Source organism: Segatella copri, assembly GCF_019249655.2.
Taxonomy (GTDB): Bacteria; Bacteroidota; Bacteroidia; order Bacteroidales; family Bacteroidaceae; genus Prevotella.
This window is the reverse complement of record NZ_CP137557.1, coordinates 2,721,956-2,746,244: the sequence shown is the minus strand read 5'-3', so window position 1 is coordinate 2,746,244 and position 24,289 is coordinate 2,721,956. Positions and strand designations below refer to the sequence as shown.

The following is a 24,289-nucleotide window of genomic DNA, read 5'->3' as shown; positions in this document are numbered from 1 at the left end:
TTCCTAAAAGTTTGTGCAAAGGTAATAAAAAACTTATGAAAATAAGATGGTTTTTTGTTTTTTTTTGTATCTTTGCACAAAAAAATCCTGTTTAGGTGTGAAAATGTCATATAGATATTGCAATTAACAAGTTAAAGAAATGGTAGAAAATAAGCAAAATAAACTGGAATTGCGTGATAAAATCATTGCGTTTGCCATGCCCGAGTTTTATAAGCGTGGGGTGAAGGCAGTGAAGATGGACGAGATTTCCGTGGAACTCCATGTGTCTAAGCGTACGGTTTATGAAATCTTCGGCGATAAGGAGGAGATGCTGATTGCGGGCATCAAGGCAAAGCATGAGGAGATGAAGCGGAAAGTGGAGGCTTATGCCTCGGCGAAGGCGAAGAATGTGATTGATGTCATCAGTTATGTTTATCGCCAGCAGATGGAGTTGAACAAGATGGTGGGTGTGGTTTTCTATGAGGAAATCCACAGGATGCCGCGTGTGGTAAAGTTTTTGCAGGAGTTGCGTGCCCAGGAACGTGATGATAGCCTTCGCTTCTTCGAGGCGGGAGTGAGTGAAGGGCTCTTCCGTGCCGACGTGAATTATGAAATTCTGATAGATACGGCCAATGTGAGCATGGAGGAAATCATGCATAGGCAGCTTTATCGCAAGTATTCGATGAAGGATTTGTTTGCTCATCATTTCCTCATCGTGATTCGGGGTCTCTGCACGGAAAAAGGTGTAAGATTGCTCGAAAAGGCAATGGAAAGCTCCGAGCATGCTCAGAGCTTGTAAATCCATTTCAGCAGTCGGTTGATAATGCCGATGTTGAATCTGAACCAGCGGTATTTTGCCACGGGCTTGCCGCCGAAGCTGCGGATGAATTCGCGGTAGGGATTCTGTTTCCAAGGCAAGCCTACGTCCATGAAGTGGATATGCCGGTAGCCATGCCGGTGGGCGTAGTTGATGGCGTGCCACACAGTCATCGTGTCGGGATGCAGATAGATGTAGCGCTTTCGGCGTGAGGCGAGATGCCATAGGTAGGCGTCGTCTTTACTGAAGGCAAGGGTGCATCCTCCCACGATTTTCCGGCTGCCTGCTATGCAGAAATCTTCCCCGTCTATCGTTTCCTTTTCTTCGTTCCCTCTTCCGAATCTTCTTCCTCCGTAGGTGGTTACGAAGACCTTTGCCTCGTGGCTCTGGCTCAGAGACTCGAAGTATTCGATAGGGGGTACATAGCGGCGTGGCTTGAAGCGATAGAAGTTGCGGTAGAGGCGGTAGAATTTTTCTACTTCTTCCTGGTTGTGGACCTCGTGGCATTCCAGGCCCTTCTTCTTGCTGGTCTCTATCTGTCGACTGGCACGTTCCGTGAGTCGTTCTTCGGGATTCATGCTGTGAAGGGAGTTGTATATTTCCTGCCAAGCCACAGGGAAGTAGCCCAGGCGGCGGAAATGCCGGTAACCGAACATTTTCTTCTGCAACTCCGAGAACTCTATGTAGAGGCAGTGGTGACTGCAAAGTTTGCGGGTAAGGGCGTGGAGAAGGAGTGGGAAGAGTTCTTCTTCAGTTTCTTCGGAAAGATAGATGCCCTCTCCATGTGCGTGCGCGTGCGTATATATAAAAGGTGGAAACCATGTGCGATGTGTGTGGAGCACGGCAAGCATCTGACCTGCAGTTCTTCCGTCTTCGGTTGCTACGACCATGAAGGGGGTATCTCCTGATACTCCTTCGCTAATCTCGAAGAGTTCCAGGCTATGAAAGAAATTGCCCTCCAGAAGTTGGGGCAGTTCCTCGCTTTTCGTATATACCTTTATTTCATAATTCTTCTTCATATTTACATAACCACTTATATATTCGCTCTGCAAAAATAATAAATTAATTATAAAAAAACAACTTTTCTGCCCCAGTATCGTTGTTTTTTAGTATTTTTGCACATTAAATGATAGAAGTTTAATTTATTTCAAAGAAAAGGAATAGATTTATGAAGATAGTTTTGATAGGAGCAGGAAATCTTGCTACCCATCTTGGCAAGGCCTTGCATGCTGCCGGGCACGATATGGTTCAGGTGTTCAGCCGAACCATGCAGTCGGCAGAAACCCTGGCTTCGCTTTTGGATGCGGAGCCGCTCACGGATATTTCGCAGGTGCGTGATGATGCCGATGTGTATATCTTCTCGGTGAAGGATAGTGCGCTGGAGCTGCTCATCTCGCGGCTCTGCGGGGAAGAGAAGATGCTTTCTGGGGAGGAACGGCTTTGTGAGGAGGAGAAGAAGGTGTTCCTGCATACGGCTGGTTCCATGCCGATGTCGGTTTTCCGGGGAAAGGCTCTGCATTATGGCGTGCTTTATCCGATGCAGACATTCTCGAAGCAGCGCGAGGTGGATTTCAGCATCATTCCTTGTTTCATTGAGGCAAATGATGAGTTTGCGCAGAAGCAGATAGAGGGCTTGGCTGTACAGATCAGTCATCGGGTATATCAGCTTTCCAGCGAAGATAGAAGATATCTGCATCTCTCTGCGGTCTTCGCCTGCAATTTCGCCAACCATTGCTACGCTGTCAGCCAGGAACTTCTGCAGCAGCATGGCATCCCGTTCGATGTGATGCTTCCGCTCATCGACGAAACTGCTGCCAAGGTGCACGGGATGACTCCGAAGGATGCCCAGACCGGACCAGCCGTGAGATATGATGAGAATGTGATAGGCAAGCAGATCCAGCTTCTGGAGAATCAGCCTTATTTTCAGAAGATTTATGACAGCATGAGCAAGAGTATTCACGAGTTGAATTAATGCATATATTATGATAAATTACGATTTAAAAAAGATAAAGGCGATTATATTTGATGTGGATGGCGTGCTTTCTCGCCAGACTATCACGCTCGCCAGTACCGGCGAACCTCTTCGCACGGTGAACATCAAGGATGGTTACGCCATCCAGTTGGCCCAGAAGGTGGGCTTGCGCATCGTCATTTTGACAGGTGGAACCACCGAGGCTATCCGCAAGCGTTATGAAGGTTTAGGTGTACAGGACATCTTTATGGGGTGTGCCGTGAAAATCAACACCTATGATGCCTTCCTGGAAAAGTATCAGCTTTCTGATGAGGAAATCATCTATGTAGGCGATGATATCCCTGATTACGAGGTGATGCGTCGCTGCGGCTGTCCATGTTGTCCTTCTGATGCCTGTTCAGATATCAAGGAGATTTCCCGTTATATCTCGTCTCGTGAGGGAGGAGATGGAGTAGGTCGCGACATCGTGGAGCAGGTGTTGCGTGCCCAGGGTCACTGGCTTTCAAGCGCCAAGGCTTTCGGATGGTAGAAGTTAGTTAATAGTTTATAGTTGAAAGTTAATAGTTGATAGTTGAACGTTTGTAACTGAATTCTAATCATAAAGTTCAAAGTTCCAAGTTCAAAGTAATAAAGTTCAAAATAGATGAAGTATAAGATATTTTTGGCGAGCAATTCGCCGCGCCGCAGAGAACTGCTGGCAGGATTGGATGTAAATTTCGAAGTAAAGGTGTTGAATGGCATTGATGAAAGTTATCCGGATGACCTGGATGCCTATCATGTGGCAGAGTTCATCGCCCAGAAAAAGGCGGAGGCTTATCGATCTCTTTTGAATGAAGAAGAATCTTCTGCAGAGGAAAACCTGATTCTCACGGCTGATACCGTAGTCATCGCACCAGCTGCCAATGAGCAGAACGATCAGGAAGGAAAGGGTATCATTCTGGGTAAACCGAAAACTGCCGATGATGCCGTTCGCATGCTCAGGATGTTGAGTGGGAAAACTCATCATGTGGTAACAGGCGTATGCCTCACCACCAAGGAAGAGCAGCGTCATTTTTCAGTAACCACAGAAGTATCTTTCAAGGAACTTACAGACTGGGAAATCAATTATTACATCTCTCATTACAAGCCTTTCGACAAGGCCGGAGCATACGGCATCCAGGAATGGATCGGCTATATCGGATGCACCGGGCTGAACGGAAGCTATTTCAACGTGATGGGCTTGCCGGTGCAGCGCATCTACGAGGAAATGCTGAAGATGCAGGAGGAATCATGATGCAGGAGGAATCATGATGTTTGGGGAATCATGATGCAGAAAGGGTAAATGATAAGAATTTACCCCTTCGAATGTTAGATAAAGTAAGCAAAAAGGGGCTGTAACTCTCAAAAAGTAATGTAATTTAGATTTTTTAATTCTAAATCTTTCCTCATGTCATGGATAATGAGTATCTTTGTGCGTTTTATGTAACTAACAAGGATTATGACAGAGAAAATCGATGCCAAAGTCAGAGCGATTTTGGACAACTATCTGGAGAGCAATAAGCATCGAAAAACTCCAGAGAGGTATGCTATTCTCGATGCAGTGTATAGCATTGGCGGGCATTTCTCGCTAGAAGAATTGAACGAAGAGTTGGAAAGGAGAAGCTTCAGAGTGAGCAGAGCTACGCTCTATAACACGATGCATCTCTTTATTGAACTGAGACTCGTGATGAGGCACAGCCTGGTGAGCGGAGTGAAATACGAAGCTTGCTATTCTTCGAAAGACAACCACATCCATCAGGTTTGTACCGTATGTGGTGTGGTAACCGAGATTTATGCCCCCGCAGTGACTGAAGCGGTGAACGAAACCAAGTTGACGAGATTCCGCAAAGACACCTATGCGCTCTATATCTATGGCGTGTGTAGTTCATGCCAGGCCAAGATAACGCGAAAGCGTAACGAAAAGTAATAAAATAATTTATACTATTATATAAAAATGAACACAGGTAAAGTAGATGTCCTGCTCGGTTTGCAGTGGGGCGATGAAGGTAAAGGTAAGGTGGTTGATGTATTGACCCCTAAGTATGATGTCATTGCTCGTTTTCAGGGTGGTCCTAATGCTGGTCATACTCTTGAGTTCGAGGGTGAGAAATACGTGCTTCGCTCTATCCCTTCTGGTATCTTCCAGGGTGGTAAGGTGAATATCATCGGTAATGGCGTAGTCTTGGCTCCAGACCTCTTCATGGGTGAGGCTAAGGATTTGGAGAAGAGCGGACACGACTTGAAGAGCCGTCTCCTCATCTCAAAGAAGGCGCATCTCATCATGCCTACTCACCGCGTGCTCGACGCAGCCATCGAGGCAGCTAAGGGCAAGAACAAGGTGGGTACCACAGGTAAGGGTATCGGTCCTACTTATACCGACAAGGTAAGCCGTACGGGTCTTCGCGTAGGTGATATCCTCGAAAACTTCGAGGAGAAGTATGCTGCTCACAAGGCTGCCCATCTCAAGACTATCGCTAGCCTTGGCTATACTGACTTCGATATCACTGAGGTAGAGAAGACCTGGATGGAGGGCATCGAATACTTGAAGCAGTTCCAGCTCATCGACAGCGAGGTGGAAATCAACAAGGTGCTCCGCTCTGGCAAGGATATCCTCTGCGAGGGTGCTCAGGGTACTATGCTCGATGTTGACTTCGGTTCTTATCCTTTCGTGACATCTTCTAATACCATCTGCGCAGGTGCCTGCATCGGCTTGGGTATCGGTCCTAACCGCATCGGTAATGTGTATGGTATCATGAAGGCTTACTGTACTCGCGTAGGTGCAGGTCCATTCCCAACAGAGCTCTTCGACGAGACAGGTGCCAAGATCCGTGCCCTCGGTCATGAGTATGGTGCCGTTACGGGTCGTGAGCGTCGTTGCGGCTGGTGCGACTTGGTTCAGCTTAAGTATTCTGTGATGGTGAACGGTGTAACCGAGCTTATCATGATGAAGAGCGACGTGCTCGATGGCTTCGATACCATCAAGGCATGTGTGGCTTATAAGCTGAAGGATGGCACTGTTACCACAGACTTCCCTTACGAGATTACAGACGTTGAGCCTGTTTACAAGGAGTTCAAGGGTTGGAAGACAGATATGACCAAGTTCACTTCTGAGGATCAGTTCCCACAGGAGTTCAAGGATTACATCGCATTCATCGAGGAGTTCCTTGAGACCAAGATTGGTGTCATCTCTATCGGTCCAGACCGTGCTCAGACTATCGTACGTAAATAATTTTATAGTGATTAATGTTTAGTGATTAATGTTTACTTTGAGGGGTTAACATTGCGCTGAACATTAATCACTAAACATTAAACAATAAACATTAATAAATGGCTCAGAAACCAAGTATTCCAAAGGGTACCAGAGACTTCGGTCCTGTTGAGATGGCAAAGCGCAACTACATCTTCAACACCATCAAGGAAGTGTATGCCCTTTATGGATTCCAGCAGATTGAGACTCCTGCCATGGAAACCCTTCAGACCTTGATGGGCAAGTATGGCGAGGAGGGCGACAAGCTGCTCTTTAAGATTTTGAATTCAGGTGACTATATGAATAAGGTGAGCGATGAGGATATTCATTCGCTCGGTTCATTGAAGCTGGCGGCTAAACTTTGTGAGAAGGGTCTCCGCTACGACCTTACCGTGCCTTTCGCACGTTACGTGGTGCAGCATCGTGAGGAGTTGCAGATGCCTTTCAAGCGTTATCAGATTCAGCCGGTTTGGCGTGCCGACCGCCCACAGAAGGGTCGCTATCGCGAGTTCTATCAGTGTGATGCCGACGTGGTAGGTTCTGATTCTCTCCTCAACGAGGTAGAGTTGATGCAGATTGTAGATACCGTCTTCACCAAGTTTGGCGTGCGTGTCTGCATCAAGATCAACAACCGCAAGATTCTTACTGGTATTGCCGAGGTTATCGGCGAGGCTGAGAAGATTGTGGATATCACTGTGGCTATCGACAAGCTCGACAAGATAGGTCTCGACAATGTAAACGAGGAACTCCGCAATGATGGCATCTCTGAGGAAGCTATCGAGAAGTTGCAGCCAATCATCTCATTGTCAGGTTCTAACGATGAGAAACTTGAAGTGATTTCCAAGGTTCTCGAAGGTTCTGAGATTGGCTTGAAGGGTGTAGAGGAAACCAAGTTTATCCTCGATACCTTGAAAACCGTGGGCTTGAACAACGAGATTGAACTCGACCTTACCTTGGCTCGTGGCTTGAATTACTATACTGGTGCCATTTTCGAGGTAAAGGCACTCGATACACCGATGGGTAGTATCACCGGTGGCGGTCGCTACGATAACCTCACTGGCATCTTCGGTCTTCCTGGTTTGAGTGGTGTAGGTATCAGTTTCGGTGCCGACCGCATCTACGATGTGCTCAATGCACTCGACCTCTATCCAAAGGAGGCTGTGAACTCTACTCAGGTGCTCTTTATCAACTTCGGCGAGAAGGAGACAGCCTACTGTCTGCCTATCGTGAGTGCCGCTCGTGCAGCAGGCATCCGCACCGAGATTTTCCCAGACAAGGCGAAGATGAAGAAGCAGATGAGCTATGCCAATGCCAAGCAGATTCCATTCGTGGTACTTGCGGGTGAGAATGAGATGGCTGCAGGCAAGGTTACTTTAAAGAATATGGAAAGCGGTGAGCAGACCCTGGTTACTGCCGAGGAGCTGGTTGCTGCTTTTAAGAAATAACCTTTATAACACGCTGGGGGAATGAGGGTAATTGAAAAAGGTTTCCCCCAGCTTATCCGTTTTCTTCATGCTTGAATTTGTGAAAACTCAGTATGGAGGGGCGGATATCTTTTATTTTCGATTTATTTCGAAGTTATAATTTTGTATTTTCATTATACATTTTGAAGCTATAAACTACAAATCAAATCAATGACAATGAATAAAAATATTTCTTTGGGAAAGATATTTCCTCCTACCTTTCGCCTGGTGGCGATGCCGCTGGTAGCCGTGCTCTTGATATCTTTGCTGATGTCATCAAGCAGTCATAAAACTACGATTTTCATCATAGGTGACTCTACTGCTGCCGAGAAGGGAAATTACAGAAACTATCCTGAGCGTGGCTGGGGTATGGTATTCCAGGGGTGCTTCGACGATCAGATTATCGTTGATAATCATGCCGTAAACGGAAGAAGTTCGAAGAGCTTCCTGGATGAAGGCAGATGGCAGAAAATTCTGGATAAGATGCAGCCAGGCGATTATGTCATTATCCAGTTTGGTCATAATGATGAGAAGAAGTTCCCTAATCGTTACACCATTCCTGGTGGCACTTTCGATGCTCATCTTGCTAAGTATGTGAATGAAACCCGACAGAAGGGTGGCATTCCTGTACTCATGAACAGTGTGGTGCGCCGCTGCTACTATTCTGCTGATTTGGAGAATGATGACGATGAGAAGTTGCGTGGAAAGGCTTATGCTGGAGAAGAGAAAATCAACAGCGATACCTTGATAGATACCCACGGAGCCTACGTGGTGGCTCCACGTCATGTGGCTAAGGCATTGAATGTGCCGTTTGTGGATGCTACCAGGATAACTCATGATATTGAAACTAGCCTTGGCATCAAGGGCAGCAGAAAGTTGCACATGTGGTTCCTGCCGGGTGAGCATCCTCAGGTATCAAAGGGTAAGCAGGATAATACTCATTATAATGTTTATGGTGCTCATGTTGTGGCTAATGCCTTGGCTGATGCCCTGGCAGAGCAGGTGCCTGCGCTGAAGAAGCACATTCGTCATTACGATTACGTGGTGAGTGCAGAGGGTAGAGGAAACTACATGAAGCTTCAGGAAGCAGTGGATGCGGTTCCTGCCAACTCTTCTGCCACCATCCTTGTCTTAGGTGGTAAATGGAAGAAACCTGCCAATATGGAGGGAAAGTCTATCAGATTCGTCAAGCAGTTTGGTGCTGTTATCGAATAAGTGATTCCTGTTATCAGAAAAAAAGTTTCTGTTGTCAGAAAAAAGTTTCTGTTATCAGAAAAAAGTTTCTGTTATCAGAAAAAAGTTTCTGTTATCAGAAAAAAATCTGTTATCAGATAAAAAGAAGGTGTATCATAAGTTGTTCAACTCCCGTCGCCCTTTAAAAGGGTAGGGGATGACTTATGATACACCTTCATTCTTTTTGTTGATTGCTTTTAATAATCAATCAATCTTTTAATAATCAATCAATCTTTTAATAATCAATCAATCTTTTCTATCGCTTCAGGGCAATATTGTAATTATAGTATTTTGTATTGCCAGTGATATCTTCTAAAACCTGGATGAAAGGCGGGAACTTTACGCTCTCATGTTTGGCTATTCCCTTGGTTTCCAGAATCATCAGGCCCTTGATAGGCTCCATGAATTCATCCAACTCAAAATATTGTCCCTTCCAGATGAAACTCTTGCGATGCTTTCTGATGGTAGAACGGTATGGGTCTGCCTGCTGGAGCATGGTCTCATAGAGGTTTGCGTTAATCTGGCGCTCTGTTTCTACCTGTTCATTATCGGAAACACGCTTCTTGGAAGTATGAACATATACAAACTTGCCTCCCTCGAAACCTCTTCTGCGAAGACGGATCTCGCTACCAGGTTCTCCAGAAAGATAGGTCTGAACTATGTCGCTATCGATGGCATTAGGCACATCGCCAGTCAGCTTCACGATATACTTTCGCTCTTCCTCAATAGGTTGAGGAATGCCCAGCACATTACTTATCTCTTTGAGCACTCGGTTCAACTTGTTGTTGAAATCCTCATGGTTGTTGATTACGCGCAAGTGAGGATGTCCCTTCCAGGCAGAAACAATCTTCTTATCCAGCTCACGGGCTATCTGAAGACCTTCTTCGTCTGCCTTCTCCAGGCGCTGCGCATTGTTGGCTGTGGTATAAAACTGCTCTGCACCATCGGCAGCACTCACCAGGTGGAGTACGGCATCATAGCGGGCTCTGAGCTGGGTATTGGTATAACCCTGTTCAGAGATGATGCGATTCCAGAACTCAGGTGAAAGATAAGTAGAGATATCCATCGTGCCGCGGTCGCATACGATGATAACCGGCTGGTTCAGCGTCTCCGCCATGCGGGTAAAGCTGTCTTCCAATCCTATCTGGGTGAGGAAAGTAGCCTTCTCTCCCTCGAAGAAAAACTTCTCGTTCTTGGTGAGATAGTTCATGCCCGACTGTGTGAACAGGGTAGGAACCTCAGGAATGGTAAAGACCTTGTAGCCCAAACTCGAAAAATGTTCAATCACCTTGACTAAGGCTGTGGTCTTGCCGGCGCAAGGACCACCCGTAAGTACAATCTTCTTAATTGTATTCATATATCTTTTTTATCGTTTATATCATTTTTATATCATTTTACAGTCCCATGAAGGCATGCATCTGTTAATTTGAGTGCAAAGATAGCAATAATTTCTCTAAGAAAGAAAAAAACATGCACATTTACGGCTTTTTTTTCAAAAAACATGCGGTTTTATTTTGTATTGTAAATGTTTTAATGTATCTTTGCATGAAGAATATAATAATAAAATAGAACAAATGATTTACTTCATTTCAAAGAAACTGGAAATATCTGCTGCGCATTCGCTTACCCTCAGCTACGAGAGTAAGTGCAGCAACCTGCATGGACATAACTGGGAGATTGAACTCTTCTTTGTAGGCAAGGAATTGAACCAGGATGGCATGGTTATCGACTTTACGCACGTGAAGAAAGCCGTGCATAGCAAACTGGACCACGCCAACCTGAACGAGGTATTCGACTTTAATCCAACTGCCGAAAACATCGGAAGATGGCTGGTGAATCTCTTTCCTGAGTGCTATAAGGCAAGCGTGCAGGAGAGTTTCGGGAACACGGCAGTGGTTATCGACGAAGAAAAGATAAAAGGCATAGAGAACTTGATTCCATAAAGATTCTGAAAATGTATAAAGTTAACGAAATATTCTATTCGCTGCAGGGTGAAGGCAGATGGATGGGCAGACCTGCAGTGTTCGTCCGGATGAGTGGATGCAACTTGAAATGCCCTTTCTGCGATACCGATTTTCGTGGCTACAGCGAAATGAGTGCAGATGATATCTTGTCCAGATGCCTGGAAGAAGGTGGCGAATGCCGTTTCATTGTCCTTACGGGTGGCGAACCTTCTCTGCAGGTTGATGAGCAACTTATATCTACCCTTCATCAGGCAGGCTATTATCTCTCGATGGAAACCAACGGAACCCATGCCATTCCTGAAGGTATCGACTGGGTAACCTGTTCTCCAAAGGTAGATTTCACCGAGGGTGGGGAACCTGTAGTAAAGCAGGTAGATGAGCTGAAGCTGATATTCGATGGCGAACATCAAATCAGCGACCATGGCATTGCCTGCACTTTCCGCTATTTGCAGCCATGCGATGTGGGGAACGATAGCAGAAACTATCTTATCCTGAATGAGTGCATCAAGTATATCAAGGCTCACCCAGAGTGGCAGCTGTCGGTGCAGATGCACAAGATTGTGGGTATCCGATAGCATTATAGTAACAATCATTTTATTTAAAATATAGACAACATCATGGAAAAAGTAAAGACTTTGATTATAGGTAGCGGTCCTGCGGGATATACCGCTGCCATCTATACAGGTAGAGCGGGACTCACCCCGGTTCTTTATTCTGGTATGCAGCCTGGCGGCCAGCTTACCATCACCACAGAGGTAGAAAACTTCCCTGGCTATCCTAACGGAGTGGATGGCACCCAGATGATGATGGACATGAAGGAGCAGGCTGCCCGTTTCGGTGCTGATATCCGTGACGGAAGCATTGAGAAGATTGACTTCGGTTCCCGCCCATATCATCTCACGGATGAGCGTGGCAACGAAATCGAGGCTGACACCGTTATCATTGCTACCGGTGCATCTGCCAAGTATCTCGGTCTTGCAGATGAAGAGAAGTATCGCGGACAGGGCGTATCTGCCTGTGCTACCTGCGATGGTTTCTTCTATCGCAAGCGTGTGGTTGCCGTAGTGGGCGGTGGTGATACTGCCTGCGAGGAGGCGATGTATCTTTCCGGTCTTGCCAAGAAGGTGTATATGATAGTTCGCAAGCCTTATCTCCGTGCAGCAGAAATCATGCAGCAGCGTGTGAAGAACAAGGAGAATATCGAGATTCTTTTTGAGACCAATACGCTTGGACTCTTTGGTGATGATGGAGTGCAAGGTGCTCACCTGGTTCGCCACATGGGTGAGGCTAACGAGGAGAAGTTTGATATCGCTATCGATGGTTTCTTCCTGGCTATCGGCCATAAGCCTAACACCGACCTCTTCAAGGGTGTCATCGATTTGGATGATCAGGGCTTCATCAAGGTGGTTCCCGGCACAGCCAGCACCAATCTTCCTGGCGTATTTGCTGCAGGCGATGTAGCTGACCCTATCTATCGTCAGGGCGTTGTAGCCGCTGGTTCGGGTGCCAAGGCTGCTATCGAGGCAGATAGATATTTGCAGCAGTTGGGATAAAGCTATTTGATAAATGGGATAAAGCTATTTAATAAATGGAATAAATTGATAAATGGGGGGTAATGCTATTTAATAATTAGCTTCTAGCGTTAAGTTAGTTAAAAAATAAACCGAATATTTTGTCGGATGCAAAAAAAGTAGTACTTTTGCATCTGACAAAATAAGTCGAGGAAGATTGGCAGAGTGACCGAATGCGCTGGACTCGAAATCCGGTATACCCTCTTCCGGGTATCGGGGGTTTGAATCCCTCATCTTCCGCAAGGAAATATCAGATGAAATAAAAACTCCTTTCACACTTAAGTTAGCTTGGTTGAAAATCAGCAACTTGAGTATGAAAGGAGTTTTTTTTGTTTAGTACACCATGTTGGGAAATATACACCCCGAGTCGGAGAGCATGGTTTTCCGAGTTCGGAAGCATAGCTTTCCAGGTTCAAGAGTATTGCTTCTGTGAGTTTGCCACTAGACTCAACAGCTCTGCCGAGCCTAGTCAGCACGTCTGCTGACTGCAGTCGGCAGCTCTGCTGAGCCTAGTGACACTACCTTATTTCGTGCTCTTTTTCTCTTCCTTTTTTTCCTTTTCCTTCTTCTTTTCCTTCTTCGTCTTCATCTTCATTTTCTTCTTCTTGATACCGAAGAGGTCTCGCCAGCCATTGAAGTCTTTCTTCATAATCAGACCCAAGCCTTGGGTGTTCAGGCTGTTTCTGGTGAAATAGCGGTCGTTGGTCTGGTTATACATGCGGATGGCAAGGTTGCCGTTCGGATAGATGAGATAGCGCAGGTCGAAGTCTCCGATGAAACTCTGGGTGGCATTGGCGTTATCGCGATAGCCAAACTGACCGTTGAAGAGCAGTCTGTTGTTCAGCAGCCTTCCACTCAAGATGCCCTCATATTCCGCATTGTTGAATCCTTCATCACCCGTAGAGATGTTGGCTCCGAAGTTCCAGTTGTTACTCTTTACCACATTCGACAGCACCGTGTTGATTTGCTGCGAGATGGTTCCACTCAGGAAACTCTGCATCGCCAGCGAAGTCTGACTTTGCTGGGCGGCATCCTCACTAGCCTGGTTGTTGTTGGTCTGTGCGTAGAAGCGGCCGATGGCAAGCAGATAGAGCACCTGCTGGTTCATCTCTTCCTGCGAATTGATGATGGAGTAAATCATCTGCTTGGCATCTGCATTCACTGTAGGCAGGTCCATCGAGAAATCTACCTTCGGACTCTGCGGCGTGCCCGTGATGTTCATCAGACAGTCTACTCTGATATTGTTGGCTGAGAACGAACGTCCGATGCTCAGGTCGCTCAGCGGAACTCCATTCACCGTATATTTTGCCTGCAGGTTGAGTGGAGCATTGTATGGGTTTCCACCGAAGGCGATGGTTCCGCCCGGCATAAACTCGAAGTCCTTCTTGAGTACATTCTGGATGGTGAGCTTATATACGCCGTGGTCTACCACATAGTTGCCGAACATATCGAACGAACCCTTGTTAAACCAGTTGGCTCTGATTACTCCGTTGCCGTTCAGCGTGATACAGTCTCCGCTCTGTGCATCCATCATCAGCTTCAGTGTCAGATTCTCGTTCGTATTGATGAGGAAGTTGATTCGCATATCCGACGAGAAGTCGATGTCATCCTCTTCCTTGATGGTAGGGATGCTGTCGGCAAGCTGCGGAATGATTTCGTGCCAGTGGATGAAGCTCTTGTCGCTGATGGCGTCAGGACTTGCCACATTATATACAAAGATACTACCGGCTTCCGGCTGGGCATCAATGTCGATGATGGTTTCGCCGCTCTTGCCGTGGATGCCTACCTTGCCGGTGGCATATACCGTGCCGTAGAAGGTGTTGTCGCCAAACTCATGGGTGTCGTAGCCCAGGAAGTTGTGTGCCTTCAGGTCGATGTCGTAGCTCAGTCGGGTCAGGTGCTTGTGGTGGATGCCTCCATTTACTATCGCAAAGTTGTGGTTGCGGTCGTAGATGGTGTCTCCCAGCAGCTGGATGTCATCCGGAATGGCATGCGCCCTCAGGTTCTTGAAACTGTAGTCTGTGCCCAGCTGCTTCATGTGCATCTTGCCGTTTGCCACAATGTCGCCCACCAGATTGATGTTGCTCAGGTCGCCTACTACGTTCAGCTTACCCCTGCACCATGCCTGTATGTTGTTCATGAAACTGCCGCAGAAGCTTTCCAGGAATTTCATGTTGGTGCCTTGCGCCTCGATACCCAGGTCTATGTAGTTGCGTTTAGGCGATACATAGCCGTCGATGAGCGTCTGATGTTCCGGTCCGTCATCAGCCACTGCCTTGATGTCTATCTGGCTCTCTTCCTTGTTGAAGTTTACGTTGGCATGGAGCACGCCCAGTGGACCCTGCTCAAATTCAAAGTCCTTTACGTCAAGTTGCGCATAGGCATCCGGGTCGTTGAAGATGCTCTTCACGATGGCCTTTCCTGAAGCTTTTCCTGCGAAATCCACCGAGTGGAAGTTAACCAGATTCAGGATGTACTCCACATCCACATCTTTCAGCTGCGCCACGATGGAGTCTTCCTTATTAGGCGTAGCCAGTCCGTTGATGGCAATCTCCTGGTTATTATGACTGATGGCGAAATCTTCTATCTGCAGATGATTCTTGCTGTAGATGATTTCTGCCGGATGCACCTGCCATGGCTTGTTTCCGATATGCACCACGGATGGCTGGATGCCGATGTGGGCAGTAGAGATGTCTCCGTCTGCCTTGTAGAATTGCGCCTCGGCATTCAGTGCCGCCTTGATAGGTGTCTTCTCCGAGTGGTTGTCGTAACCCAGCATAGCCTTCAGGGTGTTGTCGGCAGCGGCTGCATTCACGTGCAGTTCTATTCCGTTTTCACCCGCCAGTCCTTTCTGTATCTGTGCATCCACCTTCAGCGTGTCGCCTGTGGTATGCATCTGCAGCTTGCCGCCATTGTAGGCTTTGCCGTTGTAGGCAAAGGCTGGAAGGGAGGCATAGAGATTCACGGATCGGTCGTTGTCCGAGAGGTTTCCGTCTATATATACGGGTTCTGCTATCTGCAGAGGTATGCCCAGCATGCGTTGCAGAATCTCGGTAGAGGTTATCTGCGCCTGGATGGTAAAGTCGTTGTGCACCTTCTTGCTTGTCTTTCCGATGCCTGGCAGGGTAGGCAGCTTACTGGCTATCATGTTGGTCATGCTTTGTACCAATGTTGCGTAATCGTATCTGCCTTTCACGTGCAGGTCGGCGAAGGGTGCTTCCATGTCCAGATAGCTGTCGTCACCTTCGTTCTTGGCGCTTACCTTGATATCGTTCAGCGTATATTCCTTGTCTGCCATCTTCACGCCGAGCACAGCAGGTTGCAGGTGCTCCAGGTTGAGGGTGGCATCATAGAGTTTTCTTTTGATATTGTATTTTCCTGCTACCTGCAGTTTGATATTTGGGTCAGCGATGGAAGCAAGTCCATTGATGAGTCCTTTGTTATAGCTGCCATCCAGCTTGATATTGCGGAAATTATATTTGTTGAACATGATATGTCCTATATTTCCGTTAGCCATCAGATGCTGGGTGGTTCCGCATGCATCTATCTTGGCAGCGATGGTTCCGAATTTCCTGTTGTCTAAAATTTTGCCCAGGTTGATGCTCCTGGTATCAACGCTGGCATGCAGCAGATTTCCATTTTTCGAAAGGTCGAGCTGTACGTTTCCTACGTCAGTTCGCAGGATGCCTTTCGCTGCAATCAGGTTGGTTGAGGCTGCATTCCTGTTTCCCTTGCTGCCTGCTTTGTTCTTCTCTTTGCTGCCTGTTATGTTCTTGCCATGAATGTTGCCCTGATAGTGGATGTTGCCCAGGCGGAGCACTTCCTTCGGTATCTTCACCTTGTTGCCCAGGTTCTGTGCAATGTGGCTGATGCCATCATCCGAAACCTTCAGCTTTTCGATGTTTACGTTCCAGCGTAATTGGTTGTCCCACTTGTTCGCCTTAGCGTTGGCTTCGAGCACCACGCTGCCGCTTTCTGTGTTCAGACTCAGATGGTGGATGTGTGCAGAAGAACTGGTTCCTGAGAAATGGGTGCTTAGCAGCAGGGCATCATTCCATTTACGGAGGATAGGTGCAAAGCATGCCACATCCGCCAGCGTGATATGCGATGGCTTGATGCCGCCTTCAAATTGAAGCGATTCGCTGATGAGCTTGCCCTTGTCGTCTGTGCGGTAAGAAGCAAGCAGGTCTTCCAGCTGCAAACTGGAGTGGGGAAGTTCTAGGATGAAGTTACTCAGTCTGGCTTTCTGCTTGTCTGCATCGAATTTGAAAGAAAGATTCTTGAGTTCAAGTCCTGATTTATCCGTCAGTGCTATCTTCTTTACCAGCAGATGGATATCGTTGTCAGTTAAATGATTTAATACGATATGCGCAGATAGGTTTCTTACGCCGATATGATGGGTAGAGAACACGCCGCTTGGGTCTGCCACGTTGCGCTGGTTATAGGCGATGGCACCATGGCGGATGATTACGCTACCGATGTGTAGGTCGAGTGGAGTATGCTTGGTGGTATCCTTAGAAGCCAGAGAATCGAGTACAAACTGTATGTTGAGTGGGCTCTTGTCATCCTGCTTGTAAAGGTTGGCATTCAGGCCAAACAGTTGGGCAGAAGAGATGGAGATCTTTCCATCCTTCAAAGGGAGAATATCCACCTTGGCAGATAGACGGGTGGCATAGATCATGCTGTCGCCTTTCTGGTCTAGCATTCTCACATTGTCGATGATGATACGATTAAGGAAACCAAGGTTTACTCTGCCCACACTCACTTCTGTTCCGAATTTTTTGCTGAGAGCGTCGGCAATGGTAGAGCCAAAGAAGGTTTGTACTGGTGGCAGATGCAACAGTACGATGAGCAAAACGTAGAGCGAGAATATCGTCCATACGATGCAGTTGATGATATGCTTAAAGCGTTTCAGAGCGTTTTGTTTTTTATATTCTTGACTAGTATATCCCATGGCTGAGGCCTTCCCACCTGCCATGTTTGCCTAAACGACTGAAAGGGCCTGCGCAAGGAGGGTATGTGAATCCTCTCTGTGCAGGTCCTTTTATCTTGGGTTGAATACTTTTACTTATGTAATCATATTTCAATCTATACCCAGTAATCCGATGCCTTTTTGGGGCAACCCTGGCGGATTACTTAAAATAGCGCTTGTAGAGACCAGCGAAGCCTGCGCAGTGGCGAGCCTCGTCCTTGGCCATCTCGTGAACAGTGTCGTGGATAGCGTCAGATCCCTGCTCCTTAGCGAGCTTAGCGATGCGGAACTTGTCCTCGCAAGCACCCTTTTCTGCAGCGATACGAGCCTCGAGGTTGCTCTTGGTGTCACCCAAAACCTCACCCAGCAACTCTGCGAAGCGAGAAGCGTGGTCTGCCTCCTCGAAAGCATAGCGCTTGTAAGCCTCTGCAATCTCTGGGTAACCCTCGCGGTCTGCCTGGCGAGCCATAGCGAGATACATACCAACCTCACCGCACTCACCTGCGAAGTGATCCTTCAAACCCTTGATGACCTCCTCGTTAACGCTATCCTTGTATGCCTGGCCGAGAACGTGAACTGTAGCGAATGTCAAGTCGTCATCTACAGAATCTTCCATCTCCTTGAACTTGCTGGCTGGAGCCTTGCAGATAGGGCACTTCTCTGGAGCTTCTGTTCCCTCGTAAATATAACCACAAACTGTGCAAATAAATTTCTTCTTCATAATGTTAATGTATTTATAATGTTATTGTATATGAGTTAATTCAACTTTTTGGCACATTTGGCGCAGATACCCTTGTAGTAGAGCTGCTCCTCCTGTATGATATTACCTTCCACGGTTTTCTCGCCTTCCAGTTTTGGCGCCTGTTCACCGAAGAGGTCGATAATCTTACCGCATTTCTTGCAGTAGAAGTGTACGTGGCTTTCAACGTTGCCATCATAACAAACGCGATGTTCGTCGATGGTAATCATCTGTGCTGCCTGATTCTCGCTCAACATACGGAGCGTGTTATATACTGTGGTGCGACTCAGGGTTGGCACCTTATTAGACAGTGCTTGGTACACGTCATCTATCGTTGGATGGATGGGATGGTTGATAAGGTAATCCATAATGGCCAGCCTTTGCATTGAAGGGCGGATTCCTCTCTCCATCAATCGAGTGTATGCTTCTGATTTCTTCATGCTCTTAACTCTAAGTTTTGTTTTACGGTTGCAAAGGTACGAACTTTTTTTGTAACCACCAAATAATTCTGTAAAAAATCCAATATTATTTTGGATAATTTACAGAATTAAATAGTATTTTACCAAAAATGGCTATTTTTCACTCTTTACACGCAGGAATTTATCTACCATCATCAGCTGATTCAGCTTAAAGGCTGGCTTGCAAGCCTTCTTTGCCTTCAACTTGATGGTGAAGAGATCGTGGGTTCCCTCAACGGCAGGCTGTTCGCCCATGTTCACGAAGCTAGGGTAGAGTACCTTGCTGCCATCTGAGTGCAGACGGTCTTTGGTGATATTCTCCATCTTGCCCATGTCTTTCACGTCTACGCCGATGAACTCATATTCGCTGGCACTGTATGGCAGAGCGAAGCTCAAGGCATTGAGTGATACGAGATCCTTGCCCTTGATGGTGAGGGTGATGGTCTCGCCTGCCTTGTATACCTTCTTGTCGGCTATGAGACTGATGCTGCCTGATATGGCAGGAACCTGCTTGCTGCTTACGCCGCTCTTCAGCTGGGTAGCTACCACGGAGATGTCGTAGGCATCAATGTGACCGTTGCCGTTGATATCGCCCTTGCTTACGTAGCCCTCGAAGTCCTTGTCGCCCTTGCGCAATCCGAAGTAGTTGAGATAAGAGGTGAAATCGTTCTCGTCGATGCGTCCGTCGTGGTTGATATCGCCAGCCTTCTCCATCTTGCTGCCTGGCATCTTGAATACGTACATCTCGGTTCCCGAACCTTGTCCGCCTCTGGCTTCCTCTACGGTCATCTTGATATACTGCGCCTCTGGGTTGCCCTTGAACTGGTATTCCTTTACGGCATCCTCGTTCTTCCAGTCGAAGCTTCCTGTTTCTGTCCAGTTGATACCATCGTTACTGATGGCGAACTTACCCTTCTGAATCTGTCCGTTGGTTTCTCGTTCTGAAGCTGGCACATAGTGAATCTTGTCGAGCTTGGCGATGCCGTTGAGGTTCAGGGTAACATCGAATGGCAATATATCCTTCTTATAATAGTTGGTGTGCCAGAAGTTCTTCTCGTTGAAGTCGAACATCTTCGATACGTCCAGTCCTCCCCAGTCTTCTACGGAGTTGGTGGCTGTGATGTCATGGATGGCCTCGTCCAGAGGATCCTTGATGGTATGTGCCTGCAGGGTAGTCCAGTCTGATACGCCATCCTTGTTTACGGCTCTCACCTGAACTTCGTAGTCGGTCTCCGGCTTCAGGTTCTCTACAGTGAACTCGGTGCCGCGGATGGTAGAGTGAATCATGCCATCCACCTTCATCTCGTAGTAGTCGGCGTTGGTCTGTGTATTCCATGCAGCGGTGAGGGTGAATGCCTTGTTGGCGTTCTTATTTTCCTTCATGCTTGCCTGAGGAGCTGCTAAAGCACCGGTAGAGTGGAGCATCACATCGGCATCGTCCATCTGATAACCGTCCATGCGGAGTTCTACATCGTTGGCGGTGATGTCGGTCTTAGCCAGACGTACATATACCATCGGATTCTTGTGGATGTCCTTTTTCTCGAACTCGCTGCCCTTAGTGGCAAAGCGGTTGAGCTGAGGTGCCTCGTTGTAGAACCATGAATTCTCGGTGTTGTTGAGTTCATCGAGCGAATTCACCTGGGTCAGCTTCACGCTCTTTCCGCCCATCTTCGCCGTCAACTTCTTAGGCATCTGGCTCAGGTTGATGCGCAGCTCTGTAGCCTGATTCTTCTCCTGTCCCTGGAAGCTGCCCACGGTCTTGTAGATATGGACGGTGAGACGGTTCTTCTGCAGGGAAGAGTGGATGTGGGTAGAGGCATGTTCGCCCAGGCGATAGAGCTCGGTCTTGCCGTCATCATCATAGAGCGAGTAATCTGATTCGCCGTATGGATAGAGTTCGAAGATGCGCTGGGTGTTGTCTATCTGCGATACATTGTTGTTAGGATTTACCATCGGGATGATGGCACCTCGCTTTACGAAGACAGGCAGTTTCCAGAAAGGAGCATCATACTCGTTGATGATTCTTCCACCTTTATATATATGTCCGCTGAAGTAATCTACCCATTCGCCTTCTGGCAGGTAGATGCCGTTGCGGATATCGTTGCCCTCCTTATCCATCTTGGTTTCCTTGTAGATAGGAGCCACGAGGAAGGATGGACCGCACATAAACTGATACTGTGTAGCCTTGCCCAGGGTATAAGGGTTGGCATCGTCGAGAAACATCGCTCTTACCAGCGGTTTGCCGGTCACGGCCTCGTGGGCAGCGGTGTAGATGTAAGGCATCAGCTCCGACTTGAGTTTCAGATACCAGCGGTTCACGGAAGTTGCCGGTTCGCCCAGGATATGCGGATACTTGGCATTTCTGCCCCAGCCGTCCATGTTCAATCCCATTGCGGTGAAGGCCTTCCATTCAAACTCGCGCATGTTCACTATCGGATTCTTTCCGCCGAAGATACCATCGTTATCGGATGTGATGTTGGAGATTCCCGAAAGTCCGGCACCGATGAAGGTAGGGATGTGGAAGCGGATGTACTCCCAGTCGCCACCGGTCTGGTCGCCCGACCAGATGGATGCATAGCGCTGTGTGCCGGCCCATCCATCCAGTGAGATGATGAACGGACGGGCATTCTCGCCATAGTAAGGCATAATCTGAGCCACGTCAGATACACCATTCAGTCCGAACGAATAGCCGTCGCCTACCCAGGCCACATCGGTCTTGAGTACTCTTACGCCTGCATGTCCCACCTCCTTCACGATATCACGCTGCAGAAGCGCCTCGATGCCCTGCTTTGGGTGCAGGTCAGACTGTGTCCAGAGTCCTATTTCCACACCGTGCTTGCGGGCGTAATCTCCGAATAACTTCAGGTTCTGTATGTTGCCGTCCAGGGTGCTGTCCTGGCCATATCCGGCTCCATATCCGTCGTTAGGCAGGAACCAGCCCAATGGCATGTCGTGCTTGATGTATCGGTCGATGGCCGCACGAGCCGAGAACTGGTAGTTGTTCTTCTCGCCGTTCAGTGATTCTTTGATGCCGCTCTTGTCGCTGGCACTTTCCTTGTAGGCTTTGCCATCTTCGAAAACCATGGCGTTGGCATTGTCGGTTTCCTTCCAGTAGTCGCGGTTGTAGGCATTGAGATGACCTTCATAGAAGCCGAACTTAGGCAGCAATACAGGGTTGCCGGTGAGCTGGTAATAGCCATCGAGCAAATCTGTAGGCTTTTCGCCCACCATGAAGAAAACGTCTAAGTTCTTGGATTCGTGAGAGAGTTCTACCTTTCCGTTTTGGGTAGAACCGAAGTCGTAGAGACCTGGCTTGAAGGTGTACCACATGAAGCCGTAGCCAGCGGTAGACCAATAGAATGGGGCAGGGGAAGCCACTCCGCCATCTACCCAGTTGTTGGTGTTGACGATTTCGATTTTCTCACCCTTGTGAGAGAATCTTCCGTTCTGTACGCCACCACCGAAGAAATACTCATCCGGCTGTTCGCGCAGGCTGAGGGTTACCTTTTCAGGTGTAAACTGTGCCTGGGCGATCTGCTCAGCCACGGTCTTTCCGTTTTCCAGGTTGATGATCTTGAAGAGCTGGGTAGCCTTGTCGAAGATGACCTGTGCCTTTCCGGTAGAAACGATGATGGAGTTGTCCTTTTCCTCCACATTCAGTTTGTTTACTGAAGTGCGTGGATTATCCACCAGGATGCTTGCCTCAGGCTTAGCTTCGGGTGCTCTCATCACGCCATCGTTACGATCTTCGAAGATACGGAAAACGCTTTCGCCATAGAAGTCTACGGCGACACGTTGCTGGTTGGCGAAGACAATCTCCACCAGCGTAGGATTGATTCTGAGAATCTGGACATCTCCGGTCTTCACGGTCTGTGAAGCCTTCTGGGCATCGGGAGCGGATGGAAGCAGGGGAGATGCTGGGTTGGTTGCGTTGGCAACCATTGGCAAGGTTACCGCCATTGCCATCAGGTTGCCAACAGATAATTTCTTATAAATATTACTCATTGTTTTATTTTTTGGTTTGGAAGTTAAAGGAGTTAACTCCTTTAACTCCTTAACTTCTTAACTCCTTAAACTATAGTTTTTCGATGAACGCCTTCATCTCTGCCTCGTGTTCCTTCGCCTTCAGGAAGAGATGCCACTGGTTCTGGGCTCTTACCAGGTTGTGTTCTGGATACTTGCACTTCCAGTAGTGGTCGCCGTTGAGGTAATCCCAGAGGAAGCGTACTGCCTGCATGTATGGGAAGAGTTCGGCAGCATGAGGAAGCAGGGAAATTTCCAAAGGAGAAAGGAAGGCTGAGGCTGATTCCACATAACCGCGGGTGAACGACTCGAAGATGTCCATGCGGAAATCTATCTTCTCGAACTCTGGAGAATCCTCGGCGATGGTATTGGCTGCCGTGCGGAGGAAATCACCGTAGTCGCTCACGAAGAGGGATGGCATCACGGTGTCGAGGTCGATGACGCACAATACGCGGCCTTCCTCGTCAAACATCATATTGTTCACCTTGGTATCGCAGTGGCAAACGTGCTTCTGCAACTTGCCCTCGCGGAAGAGGCGCTGGCAGAGACACATCTCGTCCATATACTTCTCGATGTCGGCGATGAAGTCCTTCACGCCTTCTGCTCGTCCGGCACGGTCTTCCTTGATAGCCTGACGCAGCTGGTCGCGGCGCAATTCCATGTTGTGGAAATCTGGGATGGTTTCTCCGAGGCGGTCGGTGATATCTGTGAGCTGAGCCTCGAACTCACCGAAGGTCTTGCCTGCGTAGTAGGAACTTTCTGGGTTCACTGCCTCCTGGGTAATGGCACGAGGGATGAATACAGAGACGCGCCAGTACTGCTGGTCTGCATCTTTCACATAGGTCTTGCCATTGGTTGCCTTGACGAAGGTAAGCACCTTGCGGTCGATGTCGTCAGCGCCCTTGGCTTCTAGCTGCTGGCGGATGTGGGTTGTAACCTCTTCAATGTTGCGCTGCAGCAGGTCTACATCGGTGAAGATGGAGTCGTTGATGCGCTGCAGAACATAGTCTGGGGCATCGGCTTCTGCTGTTGTCACCTTGTAGGTGTCGTTGATGAGTCCGTTACCGAGAGGTTTTACCTCTTTTACAGTTCCGATGATATCGAACTGTTTTAGAATAGCTGTAAGATCTTTCATTTTAGTTTGGTTTTAAATATTTATAAAGCTTTTTCTATCTTAAGTCAATGACTTCTGCACCTGGAAATTCCTTGCTGTTGAAGGTGAAGGCACTGTTAGAGATGTTCTTTGCCTTGAAGCCCGAGATGTTGATGGTGCTCCAGGTAGAACCCTGTCTCATCTTGATTTGCGAAGGCACGTGGGTGCTCTTGTCGATGGTGATATACATCTCAGCCACGCTGCGCTTCTGGTTGTTGGCTACGAGATGCACCTGATAGTTGCTTCCCACAGTCTTGAGGGTGCTTTTATATCCTGTCTTGTAGATGTGGATGAAGGTATAGGGATTCATCGACATCTGCTGTGCCTGGGTAGGATTGCTCACGTTCACCTCGTTGGTTTTCTTCATGTACGACCACTGGGTCTTGCCGTTGAACCATACGATGGCTTGTGGGGTGCGGGCATTGAACTTGTTGCCCTTGATGGTGATGGAGCCGCTAGCCGAACCAAATTTCGGACTTGACATCTTGAAGTTGGCGGTGGCTCCTTTTTTGTTGCCGATAACGGTAGCTGTCTTGTCGAGCACCTGCTGGGCGGTTTGCGCCATGGTGCCGAGGCTCATCATCGCTGCGAAAGCGATGGCTAAAATCTTTTTCATATCCTTACTGTTTATTTTGTTCATTACTACATATAAAGCCGCAGAAGCGCTGCTTTTTAAAAAT

Annotated in this window: 19 protein-coding genes and 1 tRNA gene; 12 read left to right on the top strand and 8 right to left on the bottom strand. The window is 47.9% G+C overall.

Annotated features, from left to right (window positions below):
• Positions 1 to 139: 139 nt before the first annotated feature.
• On the top strand, positions 140 to 778 hold the full coding sequence (locus KUA49_RS11280; protein ID WP_218412824.1) for a TetR/AcrR family transcriptional regulator: 639 nt from the start codon (positions 140 to 142) through the stop codon (positions 776 to 778).
• Here KUA49_RS11280 and KUA49_RS11275 read toward each other — a convergent pair.
• Positions 766 to 1,815, bottom strand: a complete 1,050-nt coding sequence (locus KUA49_RS11275) for a GNAT family N-acetyltransferase (RefSeq protein ID WP_218412823.1) — start codon at positions 1,813 to 1,815, stop codon at positions 766 to 768. The two genes, KUA49_RS11280 and KUA49_RS11275, sit on opposite strands and share 13 nt — an antisense overlap.
• Positions 1,816 to 1,964: 149 nt before the next feature.
• On the opposite strand from KUA49_RS11275, the gene KUA49_RS11270 reads away from it, so the two are divergent.
• The 7 genes from KUA49_RS11270 (at position 1,965) to KUA49_RS11240 (ending at position 8,711) form a co-directional block, all read left to right on the top strand.
• On the top strand, positions 1,965 to 2,768 hold the full coding sequence (locus tag KUA49_RS11270) for a Rossmann-like and DUF2520 domain-containing protein (RefSeq protein ID WP_218412822.1): 804 nt from the start codon (positions 1,965 to 1,967) through the stop codon (positions 2,766 to 2,768).
• Between the two features lie 10 nt (positions 2,769 to 2,778).
• A complete protein-coding gene (locus KUA49_RS11265) occupies positions 2,779 to 3,297 on the top strand; it encodes a KdsC family phosphatase (protein WP_218412821.1) in 519 nt (172 codons plus the stop codon).
• A gap of 114 nt (positions 3,298 to 3,411) precedes the next feature.
• Positions 3,412 to 4,041, top strand: coding sequence for a Maf-like protein (locus tag KUA49_RS11260; protein WP_218412820.1), 630 nt, complete (start codon positions 3,412 to 3,414; stop codon positions 4,039 to 4,041).
• Between the two features lie 204 nt (positions 4,042 to 4,245).
• A complete protein-coding gene (locus KUA49_RS11255; protein ID WP_218412819.1) occupies positions 4,246 to 4,713 on the top strand; it encodes a Fur family transcriptional regulator in 468 nt (155 codons plus the stop codon).
• A 27-nt stretch (positions 4,714 to 4,740) separates the two neighbouring features.
• Positions 4,741 to 6,015: an adenylosuccinate synthase gene (locus tag KUA49_RS11250; RefSeq protein WP_218412818.1), complete on the top strand. Its 1,275-nt coding sequence runs from the start codon at positions 4,741 to 4,743 to the stop codon at positions 6,013 to 6,015.
• A gap of 98 nt (positions 6,016 to 6,113) precedes the next feature.
• Positions 6,114 to 7,478, top strand: a complete 1,365-nt coding sequence (hisS, locus tag KUA49_RS11245) for a histidine--tRNA ligase (RefSeq protein ID WP_217764560.1) — start codon at positions 6,114 to 6,116, stop codon at positions 7,476 to 7,478.
• Between the two features lie 252 nt (positions 7,479 to 7,730).
• Positions 7,731 to 8,711, top strand: coding sequence for a GDSL-type esterase/lipase family protein (locus KUA49_RS11240; protein WP_412178607.1), 981 nt, complete (start codon positions 7,731 to 7,733; stop codon positions 8,709 to 8,711).
• 274 nt (positions 8,712 to 8,985) lie between these two features.
• Here the strand turns inward: KUA49_RS11240 and KUA49_RS11235 are convergent, their stop codons facing one another.
• Positions 8,986 to 10,086: an AAA family ATPase gene (locus tag KUA49_RS11235; protein ID WP_218412817.1), complete on the bottom strand. Its 1,101-nt coding sequence runs from the start codon at positions 10,084 to 10,086 to the stop codon at positions 8,986 to 8,988.
• Positions 10,087 to 10,306: 220 nt separating this feature from the next.
• Here KUA49_RS11235 and queD point away from each other — a divergent pair, with 220 nt between their 5' ends.
• The 4 genes from queD to KUA49_RS11215 all read left to right on the top strand — a co-directional run bounded on the left by queD (position 10,307) and on the right by KUA49_RS11215 (position 12,504).
• Positions 10,307 to 10,672 carry a 6-carboxytetrahydropterin synthase QueD gene (queD, locus tag KUA49_RS11230; RefSeq protein ID WP_218412831.1) on the top strand — a complete coding sequence of 122 codons (366 nt, stop codon included), beginning with the start codon at positions 10,307 to 10,309 and terminating at the stop codon, positions 10,670 to 10,672.
• Positions 10,673 to 10,683: 11 nt separating this feature from the next.
• A complete protein-coding gene (locus KUA49_RS11225) occupies positions 10,684 to 11,268 on the top strand; it encodes a 7-carboxy-7-deazaguanine synthase QueE (protein WP_218412816.1) in 585 nt (194 codons plus the stop codon).
• A 42-nt stretch (positions 11,269 to 11,310) separates the two neighbouring features.
• The gene (gene trxB, locus KUA49_RS11220; RefSeq protein ID WP_218412815.1) at positions 11,311 to 12,246 is read left to right on the top strand and encodes a thioredoxin-disulfide reductase; all 936 of its coding nucleotides are present in this window, start codon (positions 11,311 to 11,313) and stop codon (positions 12,244 to 12,246) included.
• A 169-nt stretch (positions 12,247 to 12,415) separates the two neighbouring features.
• Positions 12,416 to 12,504 (top strand) — tRNA-Ser (locus KUA49_RS11215).
• Between the two features lie 283 nt (positions 12,505 to 12,787).
• Here the strand turns inward: KUA49_RS11215 and KUA49_RS11210 are convergent.
• The 6 genes from KUA49_RS11210 to KUA49_RS11185 all read right to left on the bottom strand — a co-directional run bounded on the left by KUA49_RS11210 (position 12,788) and on the right by KUA49_RS11185 (position 24,225).
• Positions 12,788 to 17,218 (bottom strand): translocation/assembly module TamB domain-containing protein, encoded by a 4,431-nt coding sequence (locus KUA49_RS11210; RefSeq protein WP_218412814.1) that lies wholly within the window; start codon positions 17,216 to 17,218, stop codon positions 12,788 to 12,790.
• A gap of 178 nt (positions 17,219 to 17,396) precedes the next feature.
• The gene (locus KUA49_RS11205) at positions 17,397 to 17,957 is read right to left on the bottom strand and encodes an NADH peroxidase (protein WP_218412813.1); all 561 of its coding nucleotides are present in this window, start codon (positions 17,955 to 17,957) and stop codon (positions 17,397 to 17,399) included.
• Between the two features lie 35 nt (positions 17,958 to 17,992).
• The gene (locus KUA49_RS11200; RefSeq protein WP_218412812.1) at positions 17,993 to 18,415 is read right to left on the bottom strand and encodes a Fur family transcriptional regulator; all 423 of its coding nucleotides are present in this window, start codon (positions 18,413 to 18,415) and stop codon (positions 17,993 to 17,995) included.
• Positions 18,416 to 18,547: 132 nt separating this feature from the next.
• Entirely contained in the window at positions 18,548 to 22,438 is a 3,891-nt protein-coding gene (locus tag KUA49_RS11195; RefSeq protein WP_256624849.1) for a TIM-barrel domain-containing protein, read from the bottom strand.
• A 70-nt stretch (positions 22,439 to 22,508) separates the two neighbouring features.
• Positions 22,509 to 23,591 (bottom strand): phosphotransferase enzyme family protein, encoded by a 1,083-nt coding sequence (locus KUA49_RS11190; RefSeq protein WP_218412811.1) that lies wholly within the window; start codon positions 23,589 to 23,591, stop codon positions 22,509 to 22,511.
• Between the two features lie 34 nt (positions 23,592 to 23,625).
• Positions 23,626 to 24,225 (bottom strand): LolA-like putative outer membrane lipoprotein chaperone, encoded by a 600-nt coding sequence (locus KUA49_RS11185; protein WP_218412810.1) that lies wholly within the window; start codon positions 24,223 to 24,225, stop codon positions 23,626 to 23,628.
• Positions 24,226 to 24,289 lie beyond the last annotated feature (64 nt).

Coding starts and splice junctions, on each gene's coding strand:
- KUA49_RS11190 (WP_218412811.1), bottom strand. CDS start 23,591: ATGAAAGATCTTACAGCTATTCTAAAACAGTTCGATATCATCGGAACT.
- KUA49_RS11260 (WP_218412820.1), top strand. CDS start 3,412: ATGAAGTATAAGATATTTTTGGCGAGCAATTCGCCGCGCCGCAGAGAA.
- KUA49_RS11280 (WP_218412824.1), top strand. CDS start 140: ATGGTAGAAAATAAGCAAAATAAACTGGAATTGCGTGATAAAATCATT.
- KUA49_RS11225 (WP_218412816.1), top strand. CDS start 10,684: ATGTATAAAGTTAACGAAATATTCTATTCGCTGCAGGGTGAAGGCAGA.
- KUA49_RS11185 (WP_218412810.1), bottom strand. CDS start 24,225: ATGAAAAAGATTTTAGCCATCGCTTTCGCAGCGATGATGAGCCTCGGC.
- KUA49_RS11240 (WP_412178607.1), top strand. CDS start 7,731: ATGCCGCTGGTAGCCGTGCTCTTGATATCTTTGCTGATGTCATCAAGC.
- hisS (WP_217764560.1), top strand. CDS start 6,114: ATGGCTCAGAAACCAAGTATTCCAAAGGGTACCAGAGACTTCGGTCCT.
- KUA49_RS11210 (WP_218412814.1), bottom strand. CDS start 17,218: ATGGGATATACTAGTCAAGAATATAAAAAACAAAACGCTCTGAAACGC.
- KUA49_RS11270 (WP_218412822.1), top strand. CDS start 1,965: ATGAAGATAGTTTTGATAGGAGCAGGAAATCTTGCTACCCATCTTGGC.
- KUA49_RS11255 (WP_218412819.1), top strand. CDS start 4,246: ATGACAGAGAAAATCGATGCCAAAGTCAGAGCGATTTTGGACAACTAT.
- KUA49_RS11275 (WP_218412823.1), bottom strand. CDS start 1,815: ATGAAGAAGAATTATGAAATAAAGGTATATACGAAAAGCGAGGAACTG.
- KUA49_RS11205 (WP_218412813.1), bottom strand. CDS start 17,957: ATGAAGAAGAAATTTATTTGCACAGTTTGTGGTTATATTTACGAGGGA.
- trxB (WP_218412815.1), top strand. CDS start 11,311: ATGGAAAAAGTAAAGACTTTGATTATAGGTAGCGGTCCTGCGGGATAT.
- KUA49_RS11250 (WP_218412818.1), top strand. CDS start 4,741: ATGAACACAGGTAAAGTAGATGTCCTGCTCGGTTTGCAGTGGGGCGAT.
- KUA49_RS11200 (WP_218412812.1), bottom strand. CDS start 18,415: ATGAAGAAATCAGAAGCATACACTCGATTGATGGAGAGAGGAATCCGC.
- KUA49_RS11235 (WP_218412817.1), bottom strand. CDS start 10,086: ATGAATACAATTAAGAAGATTGTACTTACGGGTGGTCCTTGCGCCGGC.
- KUA49_RS11265 (WP_218412821.1), top strand. CDS start 2,779: ATGATAAATTACGATTTAAAAAAGATAAAGGCGATTATATTTGATGTG.
- KUA49_RS11195 (WP_256624849.1), bottom strand. CDS start 22,438: ATGAGTAATATTTATAAGAAATTATCTGTTGGCAACCTGATGGCAATG.